Below are 16,512 nucleotides of genomic sequence, written 5' to 3'. Positions count from 1 at the left end.
AAGTGAACACCATCAAAACCAATATTATCCCAACATCACAGACTTTTTCAGAAGTCTCAGGAGAACAAGGTCTAGACCTAAAAGCGATTTGTGTGTTTTGTGCCATTGGTTTTTTTTTGGATGAAGATACCTTTTGGAAGCATAAAGTTGTCTTGAGAGCAGCTTCTGAGCATACAATTAATGACGAAGGTGTTAGGGAGAACTCCAAACCTTGGTTCAATTGGTATTACGATCCCAAAGATTTAAGCTTCAATGAAGCCCTAGATGGATTTACAGATCTTTTTGAAACCATAGTTAAAGAACAAACAGCTGGTAAGAAAGTCATATTACCATTGTCTGGTGGCTTGGATAGTAGGACACAAGCAGCAGCATTGCACCATATCAAAGCAGATGTATTTTCATATAGCTATAAGTTTGCCAATGGTTTTGATGAAGTGAATATAGCTTCAGAAATTGCTGAGAAATGTGGTTTTGATTTTAAGGATTACACTATAGAACCTGGATACCTTTGGAATAAAATAGATCAACTCGGTAACTTGAATGGCTATTATAGCAGCCTGACAGTACCACGCCAAATGGCAATCTACGATGAATACAAAACCATGGGAGATACATTCTCTCTAGGACATTGGGGTGATGTGTTATTTGATAGTATGAATGTTCCTGAAGACATGCCTCAAGAAGAACAAATAGATCTTCTTATAAAAAAGCTAATCAAAAGAGGAGGTCAGCAACTCGCTGAGGATTTGTGGAAAGGATGGCAACTCGAAGGTAATTTTATGGATTATTTCAGATCCCGAGTTTCAAATTTATTGAAAAGCATAAAGATAGATAATGCAAATTCGAGATTAAGAGCATTTAAATCGTTATACTGGGCACCACGCTGGACTTCTATAAATCTAAGTGTATTTGAAGCACATCATCCTATCGCTTTACCATACTACGATAATCGGATGTGTAATTTCATTTGTAATATCCCTGAGGACTATTTAAAAGACAGGCAATTACAAATTGCTTATATCAAAAAGAGAAGTAAAGAATTAGCCTCTATAGTCTGGCAAGACAAACGCCCTTTTAATTTGAATAATTTTGAGAATGGTAATAAGCTAGCGCACTTCTCATACAGATTGAAATCTAAATTAAAGCGAAGTTTAAACGAAGTATTAGGCAAACCTCATATACAGCGAAATTGGGAGCTACAATTTTTGGGTAAAGACAACGAACAAATGCTTTACCAAAACCTAACTAATGCTAATTTTACGTCCTGGATTCCGAAATCAATAATCGAGGGTAAGTTAAGTGAGTTTTACAAAGGAGATAGATTATATAACGCACATCAAGTAGACATGCTATTGGTATTGTCTAAATTTTGGTCTCAGCATGGCGGATAGAATAAAAATATTATATACCATTCCCAACTTTGATACTGCTGGTAGCGGTAAGGTTGTGTATGACCTTATTAAAGGTCTGGACCGTTCTAAATTTGAGATTGAAGTCTGTTGCTTTCACGATAGAGGAGCATTTTTTAAAACTATTGAATCTACAGGTGTCAAAATCCATATTTTTAGATTTGCGACATCGTATAAACCACTTCTTAGTCTGCCATTCAGAATATTTGAGATTCGTAAGTTTTTCAGACAAAATAATTATGATATCATTCACTCTTGGCATTGGAGTTCGGACTTTACCGAGCCACTGGCAGCCAAACTAGCAGGAATCAAATTCATATATACGAAGAAGGCAATGGGCTGGGGAAATAAAGCCTGGACATGGAGATCAAAATTAAGTACAAAGATCATAGCCATAAACCAAGATATGATTCAACAGTTCTTTAAAGACATGAATCATAAGACTACCTATTTGCCATTAGGAGTCGACACAAATTATTTTGCACCTCAAGCCAGTAATGAAGCATTAAAAACAGAATTGCAGATTAAACCTGATGATTTTGTGATTAGTTCAATCGCCAATTTGGTTCCCGTGAAAGGGATTGAAGTATTGCTAGATGCTATTGAAATGCTCAAGAATGAAAAGATTAAAGTCCTAATCGTTGGTAATGATGATAACGATTATGGACAATCTTTGAAGGAAAAGTATGCGTCTAAAAACATATTGTTCTTAGGAAAGAAACAAGACGTGAGACCATACCTTTCCATAACAGACACCTTTGTGATTCCAACAAAAGATGAAGGTCGCAAAGAAGGAATGCCTATAGCACCATTAGAAGCTATGGCAAGCGAAACGATTGTATTAGGCTCTAGAATATCAGGAATCGTCGATATTCTCAAAGATTTTGAAGCGTATTTGTTTGAACCCTCTAATGTTGAAATGCTGGCAGAGAAGATCAACAAGATTTACAACTTAAATGCAGACGAACGCCATGAGATTAGCAACTCAATGCGCGATTATGTGGTCAATAACCTTTCAATTAATCAATTTATCAATAACCATCAAACCTTTTACCAAAGCATCAATTAATGTTATTTAACTCCATAGATTTTGCAATCTTTTTGCCACTGGTTTTTGCTTTGTATTGGCTGATACCCAAAGGAAAGTTAAGACTACAGAATATATTAGTCATAGTGGCTAGCTATGTGTTTTATGGATGGTGGGACTATCGATTTTTATCGCTTATACTCGTAAGTACTTTAGTAGATTACGGAGTAGGATTAAGCTTAAAAAACCTTCAGGATAACGCTAAGAGGAAAGCATTTTTGTGGCTTAGCATTCTTGTGAATATAGGGCTGTTGGGCTTTTTTAAATACTATAATTTCTTTGTAGATAATTTTGTTCAAGCATTTTCTTTCTTCGGAAGGGAAATTCAACCCAATACACTGAATATAATTCTTCCGGTAGGAATTAGCTTTTATACCTTTCAAACATTAAGCTATACAATTGATGTCTATAGGCGAAAGTTAGAACCTACTAAAGATATTTTTGCATTTGCCGCTTTCGTTAGCTTTTTTCCTCAATTAGTTGCTGGTCCTATAGAAAGAGCGACCAACTTATTGCCGCAATTTTATGAGAGAAGAACGTTCAATTATACTAAAGCAGTTGATGGTCTAAGGCAAATATTATGGGGTTTATTCAAGAAAATTGTGATTGCAGATAATTGCGCATTTTTTGTAAATACCATTTTTGAAAATGAACAAAGCTATTCTGGTAGTACATTACTTCTTGGAGCTGTATTTTTCGCGTTTCAGATTTATGGAGACTTTTCAGGATACTCTGATATTGCCATAGGAACTTCAAGATTATTTGGTTTCAACTTAAAACAAAACTTCGCATTCCCATACTTTTCTAGAGATATAGCAGAGTTTTGGAGGCGTTGGCACATATCGTTATCTACATGGTTTAGAGACTATGTTTATATTCCTTTAGGTGGATCTAGAGTAAGTAAAATGCTTCAAGTGAGAAACGTATTTATCATCTTTTTGATAAGTGGTTTTTGGCATGGTGCCAATTGGACGTTTATCTTTTGGGGGCTCCTAAATGCCTTGTGTTTTCTACCCTTATTGCTTTTAAAACGTAACAGAAGTAATATAGAAATTGTTGCTCAAGGAAAATTATTGCCATCACTAAAAGATTTGTTAGCCATGAGTGTTACTTTTGGGATAACTGTCTTGGCATGGATATTCTTTAGAGCAGAGAATTTAGAACATGCCATTAGTTATTTGACTAGTATGGTAGACGCTTCATTGTTTAGTTTACCAGAGATTAGACCAACATTTTTAATGGTACTTATTGTATTGTTTATGATTATAGAATGGCTTGGTCGTCAGTACGAATATGCCATTGAGAAAATGTGGTTCAATAAACCATCTTGGGTTCGTTTAATGTGCTATTATATTATTGCCATAATAATATTTTTATATGGTGGAAAGGAACAAGAATTTATATACTTTCAGTTTTAGATGATGAAGCGATTTCTAATAAAGACCATTCTGTTTAGCTTAATGTTGGCATTAGGCTTTCTGGCATTGATGACTCAAGCCGATGGATCTTCAGATGAGTTCTATCTCAAGCTTACATCTCCCAAGCAGTCTAGTCTTATAGTAGGGTCGTCTAGAGCAGCGCAATCTATTCAACCACAATATATCAATGATAAAGTAGAGGATTCACTATATAATTTTGCCTTTTCCATTCTTCATTCTCCTTTTGGGAAAGCATATCATGATTTAATAAGTAGAAAATTAAATACGCAGACAACGGATGGTATTTTTATCATCGAAGTAAATCCTTGGACATTATCTTCACAAACTGAAGAAAGAGAGGATAGTCTCAACTTTAGAGAGGTTGGGTCTTTTGTGGATAAGACACATTTTGTGAGCATTAAACCAAATCCAGAATATTTAATAGAATCCTATCAGGAAAAGAATTTGAACTTCATTACAAAGAAGTATAGACGTGGTGAGTATCAGACATTTTATGTTGAAGACGATGGCTGGCTAGAAGTTGTTATAGAATCGGATATGTTTAGTACAGCTGAGCGTACAAAACGAAAGATAAATAGTTACCGAAAAAAGCTAGATGCCCAATACAAAGGCTTCTCCAAGACTAGATTTGATTACCTGATAAAGACTATAAAAATGCTTCAGGAAAGAGGAGAGGTATATTTGCTAAGAATCCCGGTCAATGATGATATGTATGCCTTGGAGCTAGAACTGATGGAAGACTTTGACAACAAGATGGAAAGACTCTCAGAAACCTACGATGTGCCATATTTCAATTTTATGAATAAAAGAAGTCATTATCAATATACAGATGGACATCATCTTACCATAGATTCAGGGAAACAATTTTCAGAGGAATTGGCAAGTTTGATTTTATCAAATAGAGAATGAAAAGAGGCGAACTAAAAATAGGTATTGTACTTTCAAAGACGCCTGCGTATTCCGAGACGTTTTTTGTCCAAAAGATTATTGGACTTAAGGCAGTTGGGATTACGCCTGTGTTGTTTGTACAATCTAACAGGAAAGCCTTTTCTGAATGTGAAGTCAAAGTCGCTCCTAAAGTGAATAAGCGTTTTAGGTTTATGAACCCCATAAGAGTCGCTTTGGTTTTTTTGAAGTTCGCACTTTTCTATTCAGGTCGATTAAGACGTTTTTTGAGATTTGAAAAAGCAGTAGGTAGAAGCTTTAGCCAAGCAGTAAAGAACTTTTACAATAACAGTCATATTCTTCAATCTAAAGTTGATTGGGTGCATTTTGGATTTACTACACTAGCAATCAATAGCGAAAATGTGGCTAAGACAATCAATGCTAAAATGGCTCTAAGCCTCAGAGGTTTCGACATAGATGTGTATCCATTGAAACATAAAGATCCTTATCGATTGGTATGGCAAAGCGTGGATAAGGTACATGCAATTTCAGATTATGTGTTGCAAAAAGCATATCAAAATGGATTATCTGAGCAGACAGATTTTAATATAATATATCCAGCTTTAGAACCTTCAAAATTCAAATTAAAAAATGCAGCCCAAGAGGAATTGACTTTCTTAACAGTTGCACGTTTGCATTGGATTAAAGGGCTTAACTATACTTTAGAAGCTTTGGCAATGTTGAAGCGAGAAGGATTGCAGTTTAAATACACCATAGTTGGTAAGGGTGAATTATATGAATCTTTAAAGTTTGCTATAAATCAATTAGGTTTAGAGGGAGACGTGAAACTAGTTGGAGAAAAATCGCATTCAGAAATTCTTGGATATTATCGAACTAATCAGTTCTATATCCAGTATAGTTTATCCGAAGGGTTTTGCAATTCAGTACTAGAGGCTCAGGCTTCAGGTCTTGTTTGTATCGTATCTGATGTTGGAGGCTTGGTGGAGAATATTATTAATGGTGAAACTGGTTTCACTGTAGAACCGTATAATTCTAAGATATTGGCAGAAGCAATTAGGACTGTTATAAATATGGATTACGAAAAACTAAATGCTATAAAAGATAATGCTGTGAAAAGGGTAGAAGAGAAGTTTAATTTAAGCCTTCAGGCAGAAAAATCTAAGGCCTTTTATGAGTAAGTTAATAGTATACCTCAATAGAATGCTCCCAAATTGGCTAAGGAATCTCAAAATATTCAAAGCCGTTAAATCCGCTGTTTATAGAGATGATAAGCCTTATAAAGAAATCAATGTAGATGTAAAAAGAACTTATGTCGATTATGATGTGGATTTTAAATATTTCGGTTCGGTTAACTCTGCTTCAAGAGCTTTTGAAAGAGGTATAGAAAATACGCTATTGAAGAATGTTTTCAAGCTGCATAAGAATGAGGAGAATGACCTTGTAGCATTAGATGTAGGGTCTAACTTTGGATACTTAAGCATGGTTTGGTCACAAACCCTATGTGCAAATGGAAGCGTATTTGCATTTGAAGCAAATCCTCATGTTTTTGAAAGCTTTTCCAAAACAAAGTCCTATAATAATCAGGATAACTTAAATATTCAGAATAAAGCAGTAGGTGACGAAAATGGTAGCTGCGAACTTTTCATTTCTGGAGGAACTTCAAACACGATTGCATCTGAAACTTCACCAGAAGCTAAGTCAGTAGTTGTCGATATGATTAGTTTAGATGGAGATGAAACTCTGATGAACCTTTCAAAAATAGATTTCATTAAGATCGATGTTGATGGTATAGAACTCAAAATTCTACAAGGCGCTAAGCAATTAATAAAAAAGTTCAGTCCTTTGATTATCGTGGAAACTAATGATAATATTGAGATTATAAGGTTCTTTCAAAGCATGGATTATAGTATATTTGACATGGATTTGAAACCTTATAAGACTGGCGATAAGCTACCAGTAAATATATTTTGTAAACCAATTGGTTCCATTTAAGTTTTTAAAATATTTACAGCCTACACGTTATTTTTCATTAAAACGAAAAAATGGAGCAACCGCTTTCCCTTTATTAGAGCACTTACCAAAAGAGGTTTTAGATCAATTAGATAGCGCAGAAACCTATAAATCTCCACAAGCACAAGCTTACGATAAGTCTTGGCAGGCATTACACTTAGGCCATATCTTTTACGAAGAATCTTATGCAGATTTTGAAAAAATACCAGTAGTCGATGAATATCGATTTATAAGAAGGTACTTTAGTAAAGCCTGGGTATACTATGTTTTATTACTAAGGCTTATTAGCTTTAAAAATCCTTTCAAAGAGATTTCAGGATTTCTATCTAGTAAAACCAACAGATTACAATTAAGCAGCCATACACCTGTTATTTCTAATGCAGAAGTTGAGGGTTTTGCATCTAAGCTTGTAGAACAATCTCCTTTTGTATCCGTTATCATTCCTACACTAAATCGATATGAATATCTTAAGGATGTACTCAAAGATTTAGAAAAGCAGAACTATAGTAATTTTGAAGTTATTGTAGTCGATCAATCCGTTCCTTTTCAGAAAGAATTTTATGAGCAATTCGATTTGCAAATTCATGCTAACTATCAAGAAGAAAAAGCATTGTGGTTAGCACGGAATAATGCTATAAAGCAATCTAAGAGCAATTATTTATTATTATTTGATGACGATAGTAGAGTAGAACCAGATTGGATACAGAATCATTTGAAAACCTTAGACTTTTTTAAAGCCGATATATCCTCTGGAGTTTCAATTTCTAAACAAGGAGACAAAATACCAGCAGACTACCGACATTTTAGAATAGCAGATCAACTAGATACAGGTAATGTGATGATAAAGCGAGACGTCTTTAAAAGCATTGGCTTATTCGATAGACAATTTGAAAAGCAGCGTATGGGAGATGGAGAGTTTGGTTTGCGAACATTCCTTAATGGATACTTAAGTGTGTCAAACCCAATTGCGAAGCGATTACATTTGAAAGTGAACTCAGGAGGTCTACGTGATATGGGTAGTTGGGATGCTTTCAGAACAAAAAACCTATGGTCACCAAGGCCGATACCAAGCGTCTTGTACTACTTTAGACGTTATTATGGAGCATCAGCAGCACGTTTAGCAATACTGCGCATTACCCCAATTTCTATAATGCCATATAGGTTTAAAAAGAATAATGCGTTAAAAGTAATAGGCGCATTAGTAGTCATTATTACGTTACCAATAATTGTATTTCAAATTGTTAAATCCTGGAATTTGTCAGGAAAAAAACTAGCTCAGGGACCATTAATTGAAGCTTTAGATGAATAAAGCGATTAGTAACATATTGATCTTCACATCAGAATTTCCACCATTACCTGGAGGGATAGGGAATCATGCGTTCAATTTGGCAAAGCAGTTATCACTAAATGGTTTTAAAGTTGAAGTATTAGCAGATAGGCGTTCAAAAGGCGATGAAGAAGAAGCATTTGATAACAAATCTGGCTTTACAGTACATCGTGTACCATTGCGAAAAATACGTACTTTGATGTATGTACAAAGAATCTTGCTACTGTTTAGATTAGTAAGACAAAATGAAGTTATCATTGCATCAGGAAAGTTTCCATTGTGGTTGGTTGGGTTTTCTAGTTTGTTTTACAAACGCAAATTTCTGGCAATTGCACATGGTTCAGAAGTAAATTTCACCAAGAAATTATTAAAGTCATCAATAGAATCAGCACTAAAACGATTTGATAGCGTAATAGCAGTGTCTCATTTCACCAAATCATTGATTTCTCACTTACCATTGAAGGATTTGCATGTTATACGCAATGGTTTTAATGCTACAAATTGGAATAAGGATAAAGTATCAAATTTAGATTTAAAAGGCTACCCAAAGCTACTTACAGTAGGAAACGTTACCTCCCGAAAAGGGCAACATAATGTGATAAGACATTTGTCAAAATTATTAGAATCATTTCCAGACGCACATTACCACTGCGTTGGATTTCCAACGCAAAAAGATGAATTTATAGAGTTGGCAAAACAACTAAATGTTGATGACCATATTACATTTCATGGTAGTGTAGATCATGGTGAGCTAGAAGACTTTTATAAATCAACAGATATCTTTGTAATGCTTAGCTCCATAACGAAAACTGGTGATGTTGAAGGTTTTGGAATCGCAGTTATAGAAGCGAATTATTTTGGGTTACCAGCTCTAGGTTCATTGGGATGTGGTCTTGAGGATGCCATTAAAAATGAAGCATCTGGTTTTTTAATGAAGCCAGAAGATGAAGCATCTTTCATTACGGCAATCGAATCGATATTGAAGGATAAAGAAACTTATAAATCAGCTTCTGTGCAATGGGCAGAGCATCATCGATGGAGTAAGGTGATTAAAGACTATATTGAAGTTATTACAGCATGAAACTGTGTGTTATTTCACATACCGAGCATTATAAAACAGATGATGGCGTCATCGTTGGTTGGGGACCAACAATTAACGAGTTGAATCATCTTTTAGATAAATTCGATGAAATATATCATGTGGCAATGCTGCATGAAGGAAAAGCTCCAGAAAGTTCATTGCCTTATGCTTCAAGTAAGATAAAGTTTGTGCCTTTGCCGGCTTTAGGAGGAACTACTATTGCTTCGAAACTAAAGATTGTATCCAATTTCCCGAAGGTATTATCAATTGTAAAAGCTACACTCAAAAAGGTGGATGTATTTCAGTTAAGAACACCAACTGGAATTGCTGTGGTACTCATTCCTTATTTTACCATCTTCTCAAAGAAAAAAGGATGGTATAAATATGCAGGTAATTGGAATCAAAAGAACCCTCCATTGGGCTATGCCTTACAACGTTGGATGCTAAAACAACAAAGCCGAAAAGTAACAATCAATGGGTATTGGGAAAACCAACCTGAGAATAGTTTCTCTTTTGAAAATCCTTGTTTGACTCTCAATGAAATAGAAGAAGGGCTTAAGGTTATAAACCATAAAAACCTTAATGAGGGAATCACGTTTTGTTTTGTAGGTCGATTAGAACGACCAAAAGGTGTCGAACGGATAATAAATGCTTTTAGCTTACTAGACCGTGAAAAAAAGGATTTGGTGAAAACAATTCATATGGTTGGGGATGGACCAGAGCGACATTATTTTGAAGACATCGCTGCAAAATCTGGAGTAGATTTTGTTTTCCATGGATTTCGCTCCAGATCAGAAGTTTTTGAGATTTATAAAACGTCTCAAGTGTTCCTTTTGCCATCGAGTGCATCAGAAGGGTTTCCAAAGGTTATTGCAGAAGCCTATAACTTTGGATGCATACCTGTGGTATCATCTATTTCTTCAATAACACATTACATTTCTGATAACAATGGCTGTATTGTAGACCCTTTGAATGAAGAGAATCTTAGGGGTTTAATGATACCTTTTTTAGAAATGTCTAAAGAGAAGTATTTACAATATTTTGAAACTCGAGAAGAATTTGTGGATAAGTTTTCCTATGATTATTATAATAATCGTATAATGAATGATATACTTTGTGTAGCTCAGAATGATTGAAAACCAGAAATATATAGCGCTTGTATTACTCCATATCATAATTGGAGTTGTGCTATTTCAATTTGGTGAGGTGGTTGCTCGAGTGTTTTTCATTATTCTCATGGTATACTTTACAGGGCGAATCATTGTAGCGCCAAGTGCTGGAAAAACTCGCGAGATACTTTTAGCGTGTGCTTATTTTACGGGTGCTGAGGTGTTGTTTAGGATGACCAAAGGAGGTATATCTTATGAAGCAACCAAATATCTCGTTATCATTTACATGCTTATGGGGATGTTCTTTAAGGGGCTTTCAGGTAAAGGCTATCCATATTTTATTTATCTCATAGCATTAGTGCCATCAATAATAGTTGCGTCAACCTCTTTGAGTTATACAGCAAATTTTAGAACTAATATAGCTTTCGTACTCAGTGGACCTTTATGCTTAGGAATTGCAGCCTTATTCTGTTATGACCGTAAAGTCACCCGAAAAGACTTGTATGATTTAATTCTGTACATCGCATTACCAACGATAACATTAACCACATATCTGTTTTTGTATAATCCAAGTATTAAAGACAGACTCTCTGGAACAGCATCTAATGCTGCTACTAGTGGTGGATTTGGACCAAACCAGGTGTCTACAGCACTGGGCTTGGGTATGTTTGTCATGGTGGTTAGAATTTTTATGAAGTCACCAAGTTTGTTCCTCAAGGTTTTGAACATTATAATCCTTGCAGCTATGACTTTCCGTGCCTTTGTTACTTTTAGTAGAGGAGGGGTGTTTGCTGCAATTATTGTAACAGCCGCCTTTTTATTTACAATTTTCATGATCTCTAGCGAGAGGAGAAAGAACGAGATAGTTGTTACTTTTTTCATCTTTATGATCGGAATAGCTGCTACTTGGTTGGTTAGTAGTAGTCAAACTGACGGATTGATTGATAAACGTTATGCAAATCAAGATAAACTAGGGAGAGACAAACAAGATCTCACTACAGGTAGGTGGAATCTGTTTATGGAAGAAATAGAGGGGTTCTTGGATAGTCCCTTTTTGGGTATTGGAGCGAGTAGAGTTAAGGATATAAGAGTAGAGCGAAGAGGCTCAGAATTACCCTCTCATAATGAAGTAGGTCGATTACTTTCTGAACATGGGTTTTTAGGATTTGTGATCATTACGATTTTATTCATAAAACCACTAGCATTCCGGACTTCTAATAAGCGGAACTATTATTTTTATGCCTTCTTCTGTTTTTGGTTTGCCACGATAAATCATTCAGGAATGCGTATCGCTGCACCTGCATTTTTATATGCACTAACATTAATCAACGTTGTCAATGAAAAGAGTCCTATATATAGGAAACAACTTAAATCATAAGAATAGCAACATATCGTCTATTCAATCTTTAGGAGCTCTTTTTGCTGGAGAAGGGATTATTGTATACTTATCTTCAAACAAAGTGAATAAGTTATTGAGGTTACTCGATATGGTTTCTGCAGTAATTACTAAAAGGCGAAAAGTAGATATAGTAATAATTGATACATATAGCACTCAGAACTTCTATTATGCACTAATCATAAGTCAATTATGTAGATTTTTGAGACTTGATTATGTTCCAAGTTTGAATGGCGGTAACCTTCCCAATAGACTAGAGAAGAATCCTTCACTATGTAAGTTGATTTTCTCTAATTCGTTCAAAAATGTGTCACCGTCAATTTATTTGTTAGAATCATTCAAGAAGTTTGGGTATAAAAATGTAGCATTCATACCAAATACTATTGAAATTAAAAATTATAAATATTTTGAACGTACCGATAAAAGTATCAAACTACTTTGGGTAAGATCATTTTCAAAAATATACAACCCTTCTATGGCTATTCATGTTCTAAAACTATTGAAGGAAAGTAATTATGATGCTAGCTTATGTATGGTAGGACCCGATAGTGATGGCAGTTTATCTGAGGTGAAAGACCTAGCTGCTAGTCTAGACCTGGACGTAGAGTTCACTGGGAAGCTTGCTAAAGAAAAATGGATAGAATTATCTGAGAACTATAATATCTTTATAAATACTACAAATTTCGACAACATGCCTGTGAGTGTCATTGAGGCTATGGCTTTGGGGTTACCAATAGTTTCGACTAATGTAGGAGGCATACCTTATCTTATAGAGAATGGTGCTGATGGACTATTGGTGGAGCCTAACAACCCTGAAATAATGGTCGATGCTGTAATATCTATTATAGAAGATGAATCATTGAGGAAAAGACTAGCTGCGAATGCAAGAGAAAAAGTTGAACAATTTGATTGGGATATTGTGAAAAAGCAATGGTTCGAAGTCTTAAAATAGTTTTGTAGTTATTATATTTAGCATCTAACTAGCTACTATGAGTGCCAAAAAAGGAATTCATTTCGAAGTTTCTGAACGAAAGATTCTATTACGATTAATAGATATACTTTTCGTATTCTTAGGACTATACCTATTGGAGCTCTGTTTCGACTTCGATTATATAACCATAGCTTCTGAAAATACACTTCAACTCATCGTGTTGATTGTGTATCTTTCTGTGTTTGGGACTATTTTTGAACTTTACGATTTACTTCAGGCTAGTAAAATAGATGTAACCTTTAAGAATGTTGTACTAACAGCATCGTTAACTGTGCTAACCTATCTATTAACACCAGTTATTACACCATTTTTACCAGAAAACAGACTGCAGATTATCTACTTGTATTTTGCAGTTATAGTTATGATATTTCTATGGCGAGTCGCTTATATTACATTTATTCAATCCCCGAGGTTTTATAAACGTGTACTGCTAGTAGGTGAAATTTCCAATATAGATCAAATCGTTAATGCACTTAATGTAGCTGATCCAAATTATAAGATTATTGGGTTTATAAATGCTGAATCCGAAGCTGATGAAGCCGTAAAGTTTAAAGGGCTGAAAGAGTTTAATTCAGAAAAACTTTTAGAGGTAATACAAGGAGAGCGTATCTCTGAGATATTAGTTGCTAGCCTTAATCCTGAAACGATTACACCAGATGTATATCACAATCTTATTTCATTATTAGAGAAAGGTTTCACCATACGAGAATATACTCAAGTATATGAAGAACTTACATATAGAGTGCCGATTCAATTTGTAGGGAAAGATTTTTATAAATACTTTCCTTTTAGTCGAAGTAATCAAAACAAGCTGTACCTCTTTTTCCACCGATTATTCGATATTGTATTTTCAGTTCTGGGATTAGCCTTTGGTCTTGTGATCTCTCCGATAATCATTTTAGGTAATTTAGTTGGCAATAAGGGAAGCTTACTATACATGCAACACCGTATAGGCAAACATGGAAAACAGTTTAATATCATAAAACTGAGAACCATGGTAAAGAATGCTGAACAGAATGGTGCTAAGTGGGCAGAAAAAAATGACTCTAGAGTTACTGCTTTTGGAAAATTTTTAAGACGTTCCCGTTTAGATGAAATCCCTCAGTTTATTAATGTTCTTAAAGGTGATATGAGTATCATCGGCCCAAGACCAGAGCGTCCTTTTTTCGTTAATGAATTGTCTAGAATTATACCTTTCTATGAAACTAGACATATTGTGAAACCAGGGCTTACAGGTTGGGCACAGGTAAAAACGCGTTATGGCTCTTCTGTAGAGGATAGCCTAACAAAGCTTCAATACGATCTCTACTACATTAAGCATAGAAGCGTTTTCTTAGATTTGAACATCTTCGTCAAAACGCTTAGTACAATACTTTACTATAGAGGACAGTAAGGTTTTATGCTTTCTTCAGGAATGAAATAAGGTAAATATATCGTATTGCTATGGCGAGTAGTAATGGAATTAAAGTCAACGCATAGACTTGAATTCCCATCATCCAATGGAAGGTCAGTAGCACGAGTGAAATCACTAAAAACTTTAAATAGCGTCTTACCCAAGGTTTAGACTGTGTTTTAATCAGTGGTGCTAATAATATCAGGTTTAAAGGAAATGCCCAAAGCAAATTATAATTTTGAGCAGTACCAGAATGATCCGTAGCAAACCAAAGTAATAGCAAGAAGATTCCGATTAGACCAGTGATTGAAAATATAGCGATGTCTAACCACTTACTTCTTTTTTGTTTTTGATAGTTTCTATAAGTTACCCAAAGTATTAAGAGACTAATTAATCCTATAACAATTAGCGGGCTAACTATAAAACCTTCGGAGTATTTATTCTCTTCTGCGGAATAGAGTACACGATTTTCTGAAACAAGACGTTCGCCATTACTTAGTGTTGCACCTTCAAAGAATTCATGAATATAACTCGGTAAGAACATATACTCATCTGGAGTTGCTTTTCTATCAATCACAGAACCAAGGCACAAGTCTATGCCAAAGCTTCCCCAAGAATTCTTGCCAACATGCTCATAAATCAAATCTCTAAAGGTTTTTTCTCCAACGTCTTCAGGAATATTAAATGTTACGGAATTATTCGTTGCACTTTGTACAACATCCCTAATTCTAGTAGCACAGTTATCAAAGAAGAAGTCATAAAGATACCCTCTGTTTTCAGGTTTATAGTTTTCAACTAAAGCATTGTATAAGGTTTGCTTTTGCGCTTGCGTGAGGTTGAGCACCTGCTCCTTAATGGATCTATTAAAATAGACATAGGTCCTGTAGAATTCACTAAAACTATGTCTGGTTATTAAGTATTCTAATTTTCCCTGAGCAAACTTGAGGTAAAAGTTGGGCGTGTCAAAATCATAACCGCCATATCCATATGTCACGTCTAGGGCAAGACTTGGATCTTTTATTCTGAAAGCATTGTGCCCAAAAGCATCATTAAGATTATCTCCAGAACCAATAGTCAATACACTTATCTGCGCAGATTCTGATAGTTGTAATTCTTGTGAAAACCCAAGAAAAGCAGAAAGTAAAAGTGAGTAAAATAGTAGTTTTAATTTCATAAGAATAACTACCTAAAGATACTGAAATCCAATTTTAGTGAGAATACATTAGAATACAAGGCAGCACTTTGGTCACCAATATCTGTAAATGCATAGTCTATATGTATTCCTTTATACTTAAAACCAACACCAAATGTAGGTTGAAATGTAAGCTCTTCAGAATTATCTATTTGCAATTCATTTTGAAAATTACCAACACCACCTCTTAGGTAGACCAAATCGATATATCCAAATTCAAATCCTAAAGCTGGATTGATACTCGCAAAAGATGTAGAAATAATATCGTTGTTTTCAGCAAAACGAACATTAAGATTCATTGCTGCTTCCAGTGAGTAATCATAGTGGAAAATCCATTTTTTAGAAACACCTATTTGTAACTTCGGAATGGTAATCTCAGTAGTTTCTGGCAATTCTTGGTTTTGACCATCAATCGCACCGCTGATTTGCTCAAATTTGCCTTCATCAATAGACCAAGAATTGTATGTTGTTGTGATATCTCTTGCCATGATTCCAAACTTCCAATCGCTTTGACTGTGATATTGTATACCAGCATCGAGGCCAAATCCCCATGAATTGGCAAAATCTCCAATAATACGTCTTATAACTTTGGCATTAATACCATAGCTCAAGCCCTCTTTTAGGAGTAGTTTTCTAGAGTAGGAGAAGGTGAGGCCATAATCTGCTGTAGAAAATGTACTTACACGGTCAAAATTGATATTACCTTGGTCATCTATCAATTGTGTAGTATCCAAGATATCATCAACACCAAATCGTATTAGCGATACAGCAACTGCGCTTTGATCGTCCAAAGGCATTCCAAAAGCAGCATAGTTATAGTTGGCAATATTTGCGAAATAGCTTGAGTGCATCAACGCTATTTGGTTATCCTCCATATTAATTAAACCAGCAGGATTCCAATAACCAGAATTAACATCACCTGTTTGCGAAACTACTGCATTACTCATACCAAGTGCCGCAGCATCCACACCAATATTCATGAATTCGTTAGAGTATTTTCTGGTGGTTTGAGCTGTGCTAATAAGCGTTACAAAAGCTAGTACAATGAATAGATTTGTTTTCAATAGCAAAATTTTTACAAAGATGCACAATATTTTTCTTTCTATTAAACTATAAATTGCTTTAGATATTGCATCTTTTTTATAATTAGACGTAAGACTTTTATATTTTTA

14 protein-coding genes are annotated in these 16,512 nt (G+C 35.0%); 12 read left to right on the top strand and 2 right to left on the bottom strand.

The features are described 5' to 3' along the window. The first annotated feature begins 2 nt into the window (after positions 1 to 2). Genes NCE97_RS05425 through NCE97_RS05370 form a run of 12 tightly spaced genes read left to right on the top strand, consistent with a single transcriptional unit; the run spans position 3 to position 14,148 of the window. Positions 3 to 1,391 (top strand): asparagine synthase-related protein, encoded by a 1,389-nt coding sequence (locus tag NCE97_RS05425; protein ID WP_353777926.1) that lies wholly within the window; start codon positions 3 to 5, stop codon positions 1,389 to 1,391. Further along, complete coding sequence (locus tag NCE97_RS05420; protein ID WP_353777925.1) at positions 1,381 to 2,478, top strand: glycosyltransferase; 1,098 nt, start codon at positions 1,381 to 1,383, stop codon at positions 2,476 to 2,478. Before NCE97_RS05425 ends, NCE97_RS05420 begins: the two co-directional genes overlap by 11 nt. Beyond that, the gene (locus NCE97_RS05415; protein WP_353777923.1) at positions 2,478 to 3,914 is read left to right on the top strand and encodes an MBOAT family O-acyltransferase; all 1,437 of its coding nucleotides are present in this window, start codon (positions 2,478 to 2,480) and stop codon (positions 3,912 to 3,914) included. Before NCE97_RS05420 ends, NCE97_RS05415 begins: the two co-directional genes overlap by 1 nt. 3 nt (positions 3,915 to 3,917) lie before the next feature. Further along, complete coding sequence (locus NCE97_RS05410) at positions 3,918 to 4,844, top strand: hypothetical protein (protein ID WP_353777922.1); 927 nt, start codon at positions 3,918 to 3,920, stop codon at positions 4,842 to 4,844. Further along, entirely contained in the window at positions 4,841 to 6,019 is a 1,179-nt protein-coding gene (locus NCE97_RS05405) for a glycosyltransferase family 4 protein (RefSeq protein ID WP_353777921.1), read from the top strand. The genes NCE97_RS05410 and NCE97_RS05405 overlap by 4 nt, the downstream gene beginning before the upstream one ends. Then, on the top strand, positions 6,012 to 6,833 hold the full coding sequence (locus NCE97_RS05400) for an FkbM family methyltransferase (RefSeq protein WP_353777919.1): 822 nt from the start codon (positions 6,012 to 6,014) through the stop codon (positions 6,831 to 6,833). The genes NCE97_RS05405 and NCE97_RS05400 overlap by 8 nt, the downstream gene beginning before the upstream one ends. Next, complete coding sequence (locus NCE97_RS05395; RefSeq protein ID WP_353777918.1) at positions 6,820 to 8,160, top strand: glycosyltransferase family 2 protein; 1,341 nt, start codon at positions 6,820 to 6,822, stop codon at positions 8,158 to 8,160. Before NCE97_RS05400 ends, NCE97_RS05395 begins: the two co-directional genes overlap by 14 nt. Further along, on the top strand, positions 8,153 to 9,259 hold the full coding sequence (locus NCE97_RS05390; RefSeq protein WP_353777917.1) for a glycosyltransferase family 4 protein: 1,107 nt from the start codon (positions 8,153 to 8,155) through the stop codon (positions 9,257 to 9,259). Before NCE97_RS05395 ends, NCE97_RS05390 begins: the two co-directional genes overlap by 8 nt. Continuing rightward, the gene (locus tag NCE97_RS05385; protein WP_353777916.1) at positions 9,256 to 10,395 is read left to right on the top strand and encodes a glycosyltransferase; all 1,140 of its coding nucleotides are present in this window, start codon (positions 9,256 to 9,258) and stop codon (positions 10,393 to 10,395) included. The genes NCE97_RS05390 and NCE97_RS05385 overlap by 4 nt, the downstream gene beginning before the upstream one ends. Positions 10,396 to 10,444: 49 nt before the next feature. Continuing rightward, positions 10,445 to 11,746 carry an O-antigen ligase family protein gene (locus NCE97_RS05380; RefSeq protein WP_353777915.1) on the top strand — a complete coding sequence of 434 codons (1,302 nt, stop codon included), beginning with the start codon at positions 10,445 to 10,447 and terminating at the stop codon, positions 11,744 to 11,746. Next, positions 11,706 to 12,716 carry a glycosyltransferase family 4 protein gene (locus NCE97_RS05375; protein WP_353777914.1) on the top strand — a complete coding sequence of 337 codons (1,011 nt, stop codon included), beginning with the start codon at positions 11,706 to 11,708 and terminating at the stop codon, positions 12,714 to 12,716. The genes NCE97_RS05380 and NCE97_RS05375 overlap by 41 nt, the downstream gene beginning before the upstream one ends. Positions 12,717 to 12,753: 37 nt before the next feature. Further along, positions 12,754 to 14,148 (top strand): exopolysaccharide biosynthesis polyprenyl glycosylphosphotransferase, encoded by a 1,395-nt coding sequence (locus NCE97_RS05370; protein WP_353777913.1) that lies wholly within the window; start codon positions 12,754 to 12,756, stop codon positions 14,146 to 14,148. A gap of 4 nt (positions 14,149 to 14,152) precedes the next feature. Here NCE97_RS05370 and NCE97_RS05365 read toward each other — a convergent pair whose 3' ends face one another. Together NCE97_RS05365 and NCE97_RS05360 are read right to left on the bottom strand one after the other, a co-directional pair. After that, positions 14,153 to 15,322, bottom strand: a complete 1,170-nt coding sequence (locus NCE97_RS05365; protein ID WP_353777912.1) for a lipoprotein N-acyltransferase Lnb domain-containing protein — start codon at positions 15,320 to 15,322, stop codon at positions 14,153 to 14,155. 8 nt (positions 15,323 to 15,330) lie between these two features. Further along, positions 15,331 to 16,404, bottom strand: coding sequence for a putative type IX sorting system protein PorV2 (locus NCE97_RS05360; RefSeq protein WP_353777911.1), 1,074 nt, complete (start codon positions 16,402 to 16,404; stop codon positions 15,331 to 15,333). Between the last annotated feature and the right edge of the window lie 108 nt (positions 16,405 to 16,512).

This window comes from Winogradskyella sp. 3972H.M.0a.05 (assembly GCF_040493455.1).
In the GTDB taxonomy this organism is placed as follows: domain Bacteria; phylum Bacteroidota; class Bacteroidia; order Flavobacteriales; family Flavobacteriaceae; genus Microcosmobacter.
Note: the sequence above shows the minus strand (reverse complement) of the source record. Positions and strands in the feature narration are given on the sequence as shown.

Excerpts from the sequence above, each read along its gene's own strand:
- NCE97_RS05420 (WP_353777925.1), top strand. The coding sequence starts at position 1,381 with ATGGCGGATAGAATAAAAATATTATATACCATTCCCAACTTTGATACT.
- NCE97_RS05415 (WP_353777923.1), top strand. The coding sequence starts at position 2,478 with ATGTTATTTAACTCCATAGATTTTGCAATCTTTTTGCCACTGGTTTTT.
- NCE97_RS05410 (WP_353777922.1), top strand. The coding sequence starts at position 3,918 with ATGAAGCGATTTCTAATAAAGACCATTCTGTTTAGCTTAATGTTGGCA.
- NCE97_RS05405 (WP_353777921.1), top strand. The coding sequence starts at position 4,841 with ATGAAAAGAGGCGAACTAAAAATAGGTATTGTACTTTCAAAGACGCCT.
- NCE97_RS05400 (WP_353777919.1), top strand. The coding sequence starts at position 6,012 with ATGAGTAAGTTAATAGTATACCTCAATAGAATGCTCCCAAATTGGCTA.
- NCE97_RS05390 (WP_353777917.1), top strand. The coding sequence starts at position 8,153 with ATGAATAAAGCGATTAGTAACATATTGATCTTCACATCAGAATTTCCA.
- NCE97_RS05385 (WP_353777916.1), top strand. The coding sequence starts at position 9,256 with ATGAAACTGTGTGTTATTTCACATACCGAGCATTATAAAACAGATGAT.
- NCE97_RS05375 (WP_353777914.1), top strand. The coding sequence starts at position 11,706 with ATGAAAAGAGTCCTATATATAGGAAACAACTTAAATCATAAGAATAGC.
- NCE97_RS05370 (WP_353777913.1), top strand. The coding sequence starts at position 12,754 with ATGAGTGCCAAAAAAGGAATTCATTTCGAAGTTTCTGAACGAAAGATT.
- NCE97_RS05365 (WP_353777912.1), bottom strand. The coding sequence starts at position 15,322 with ATGAAATTAAAACTACTATTTTACTCACTTTTACTTTCTGCTTTTCTT.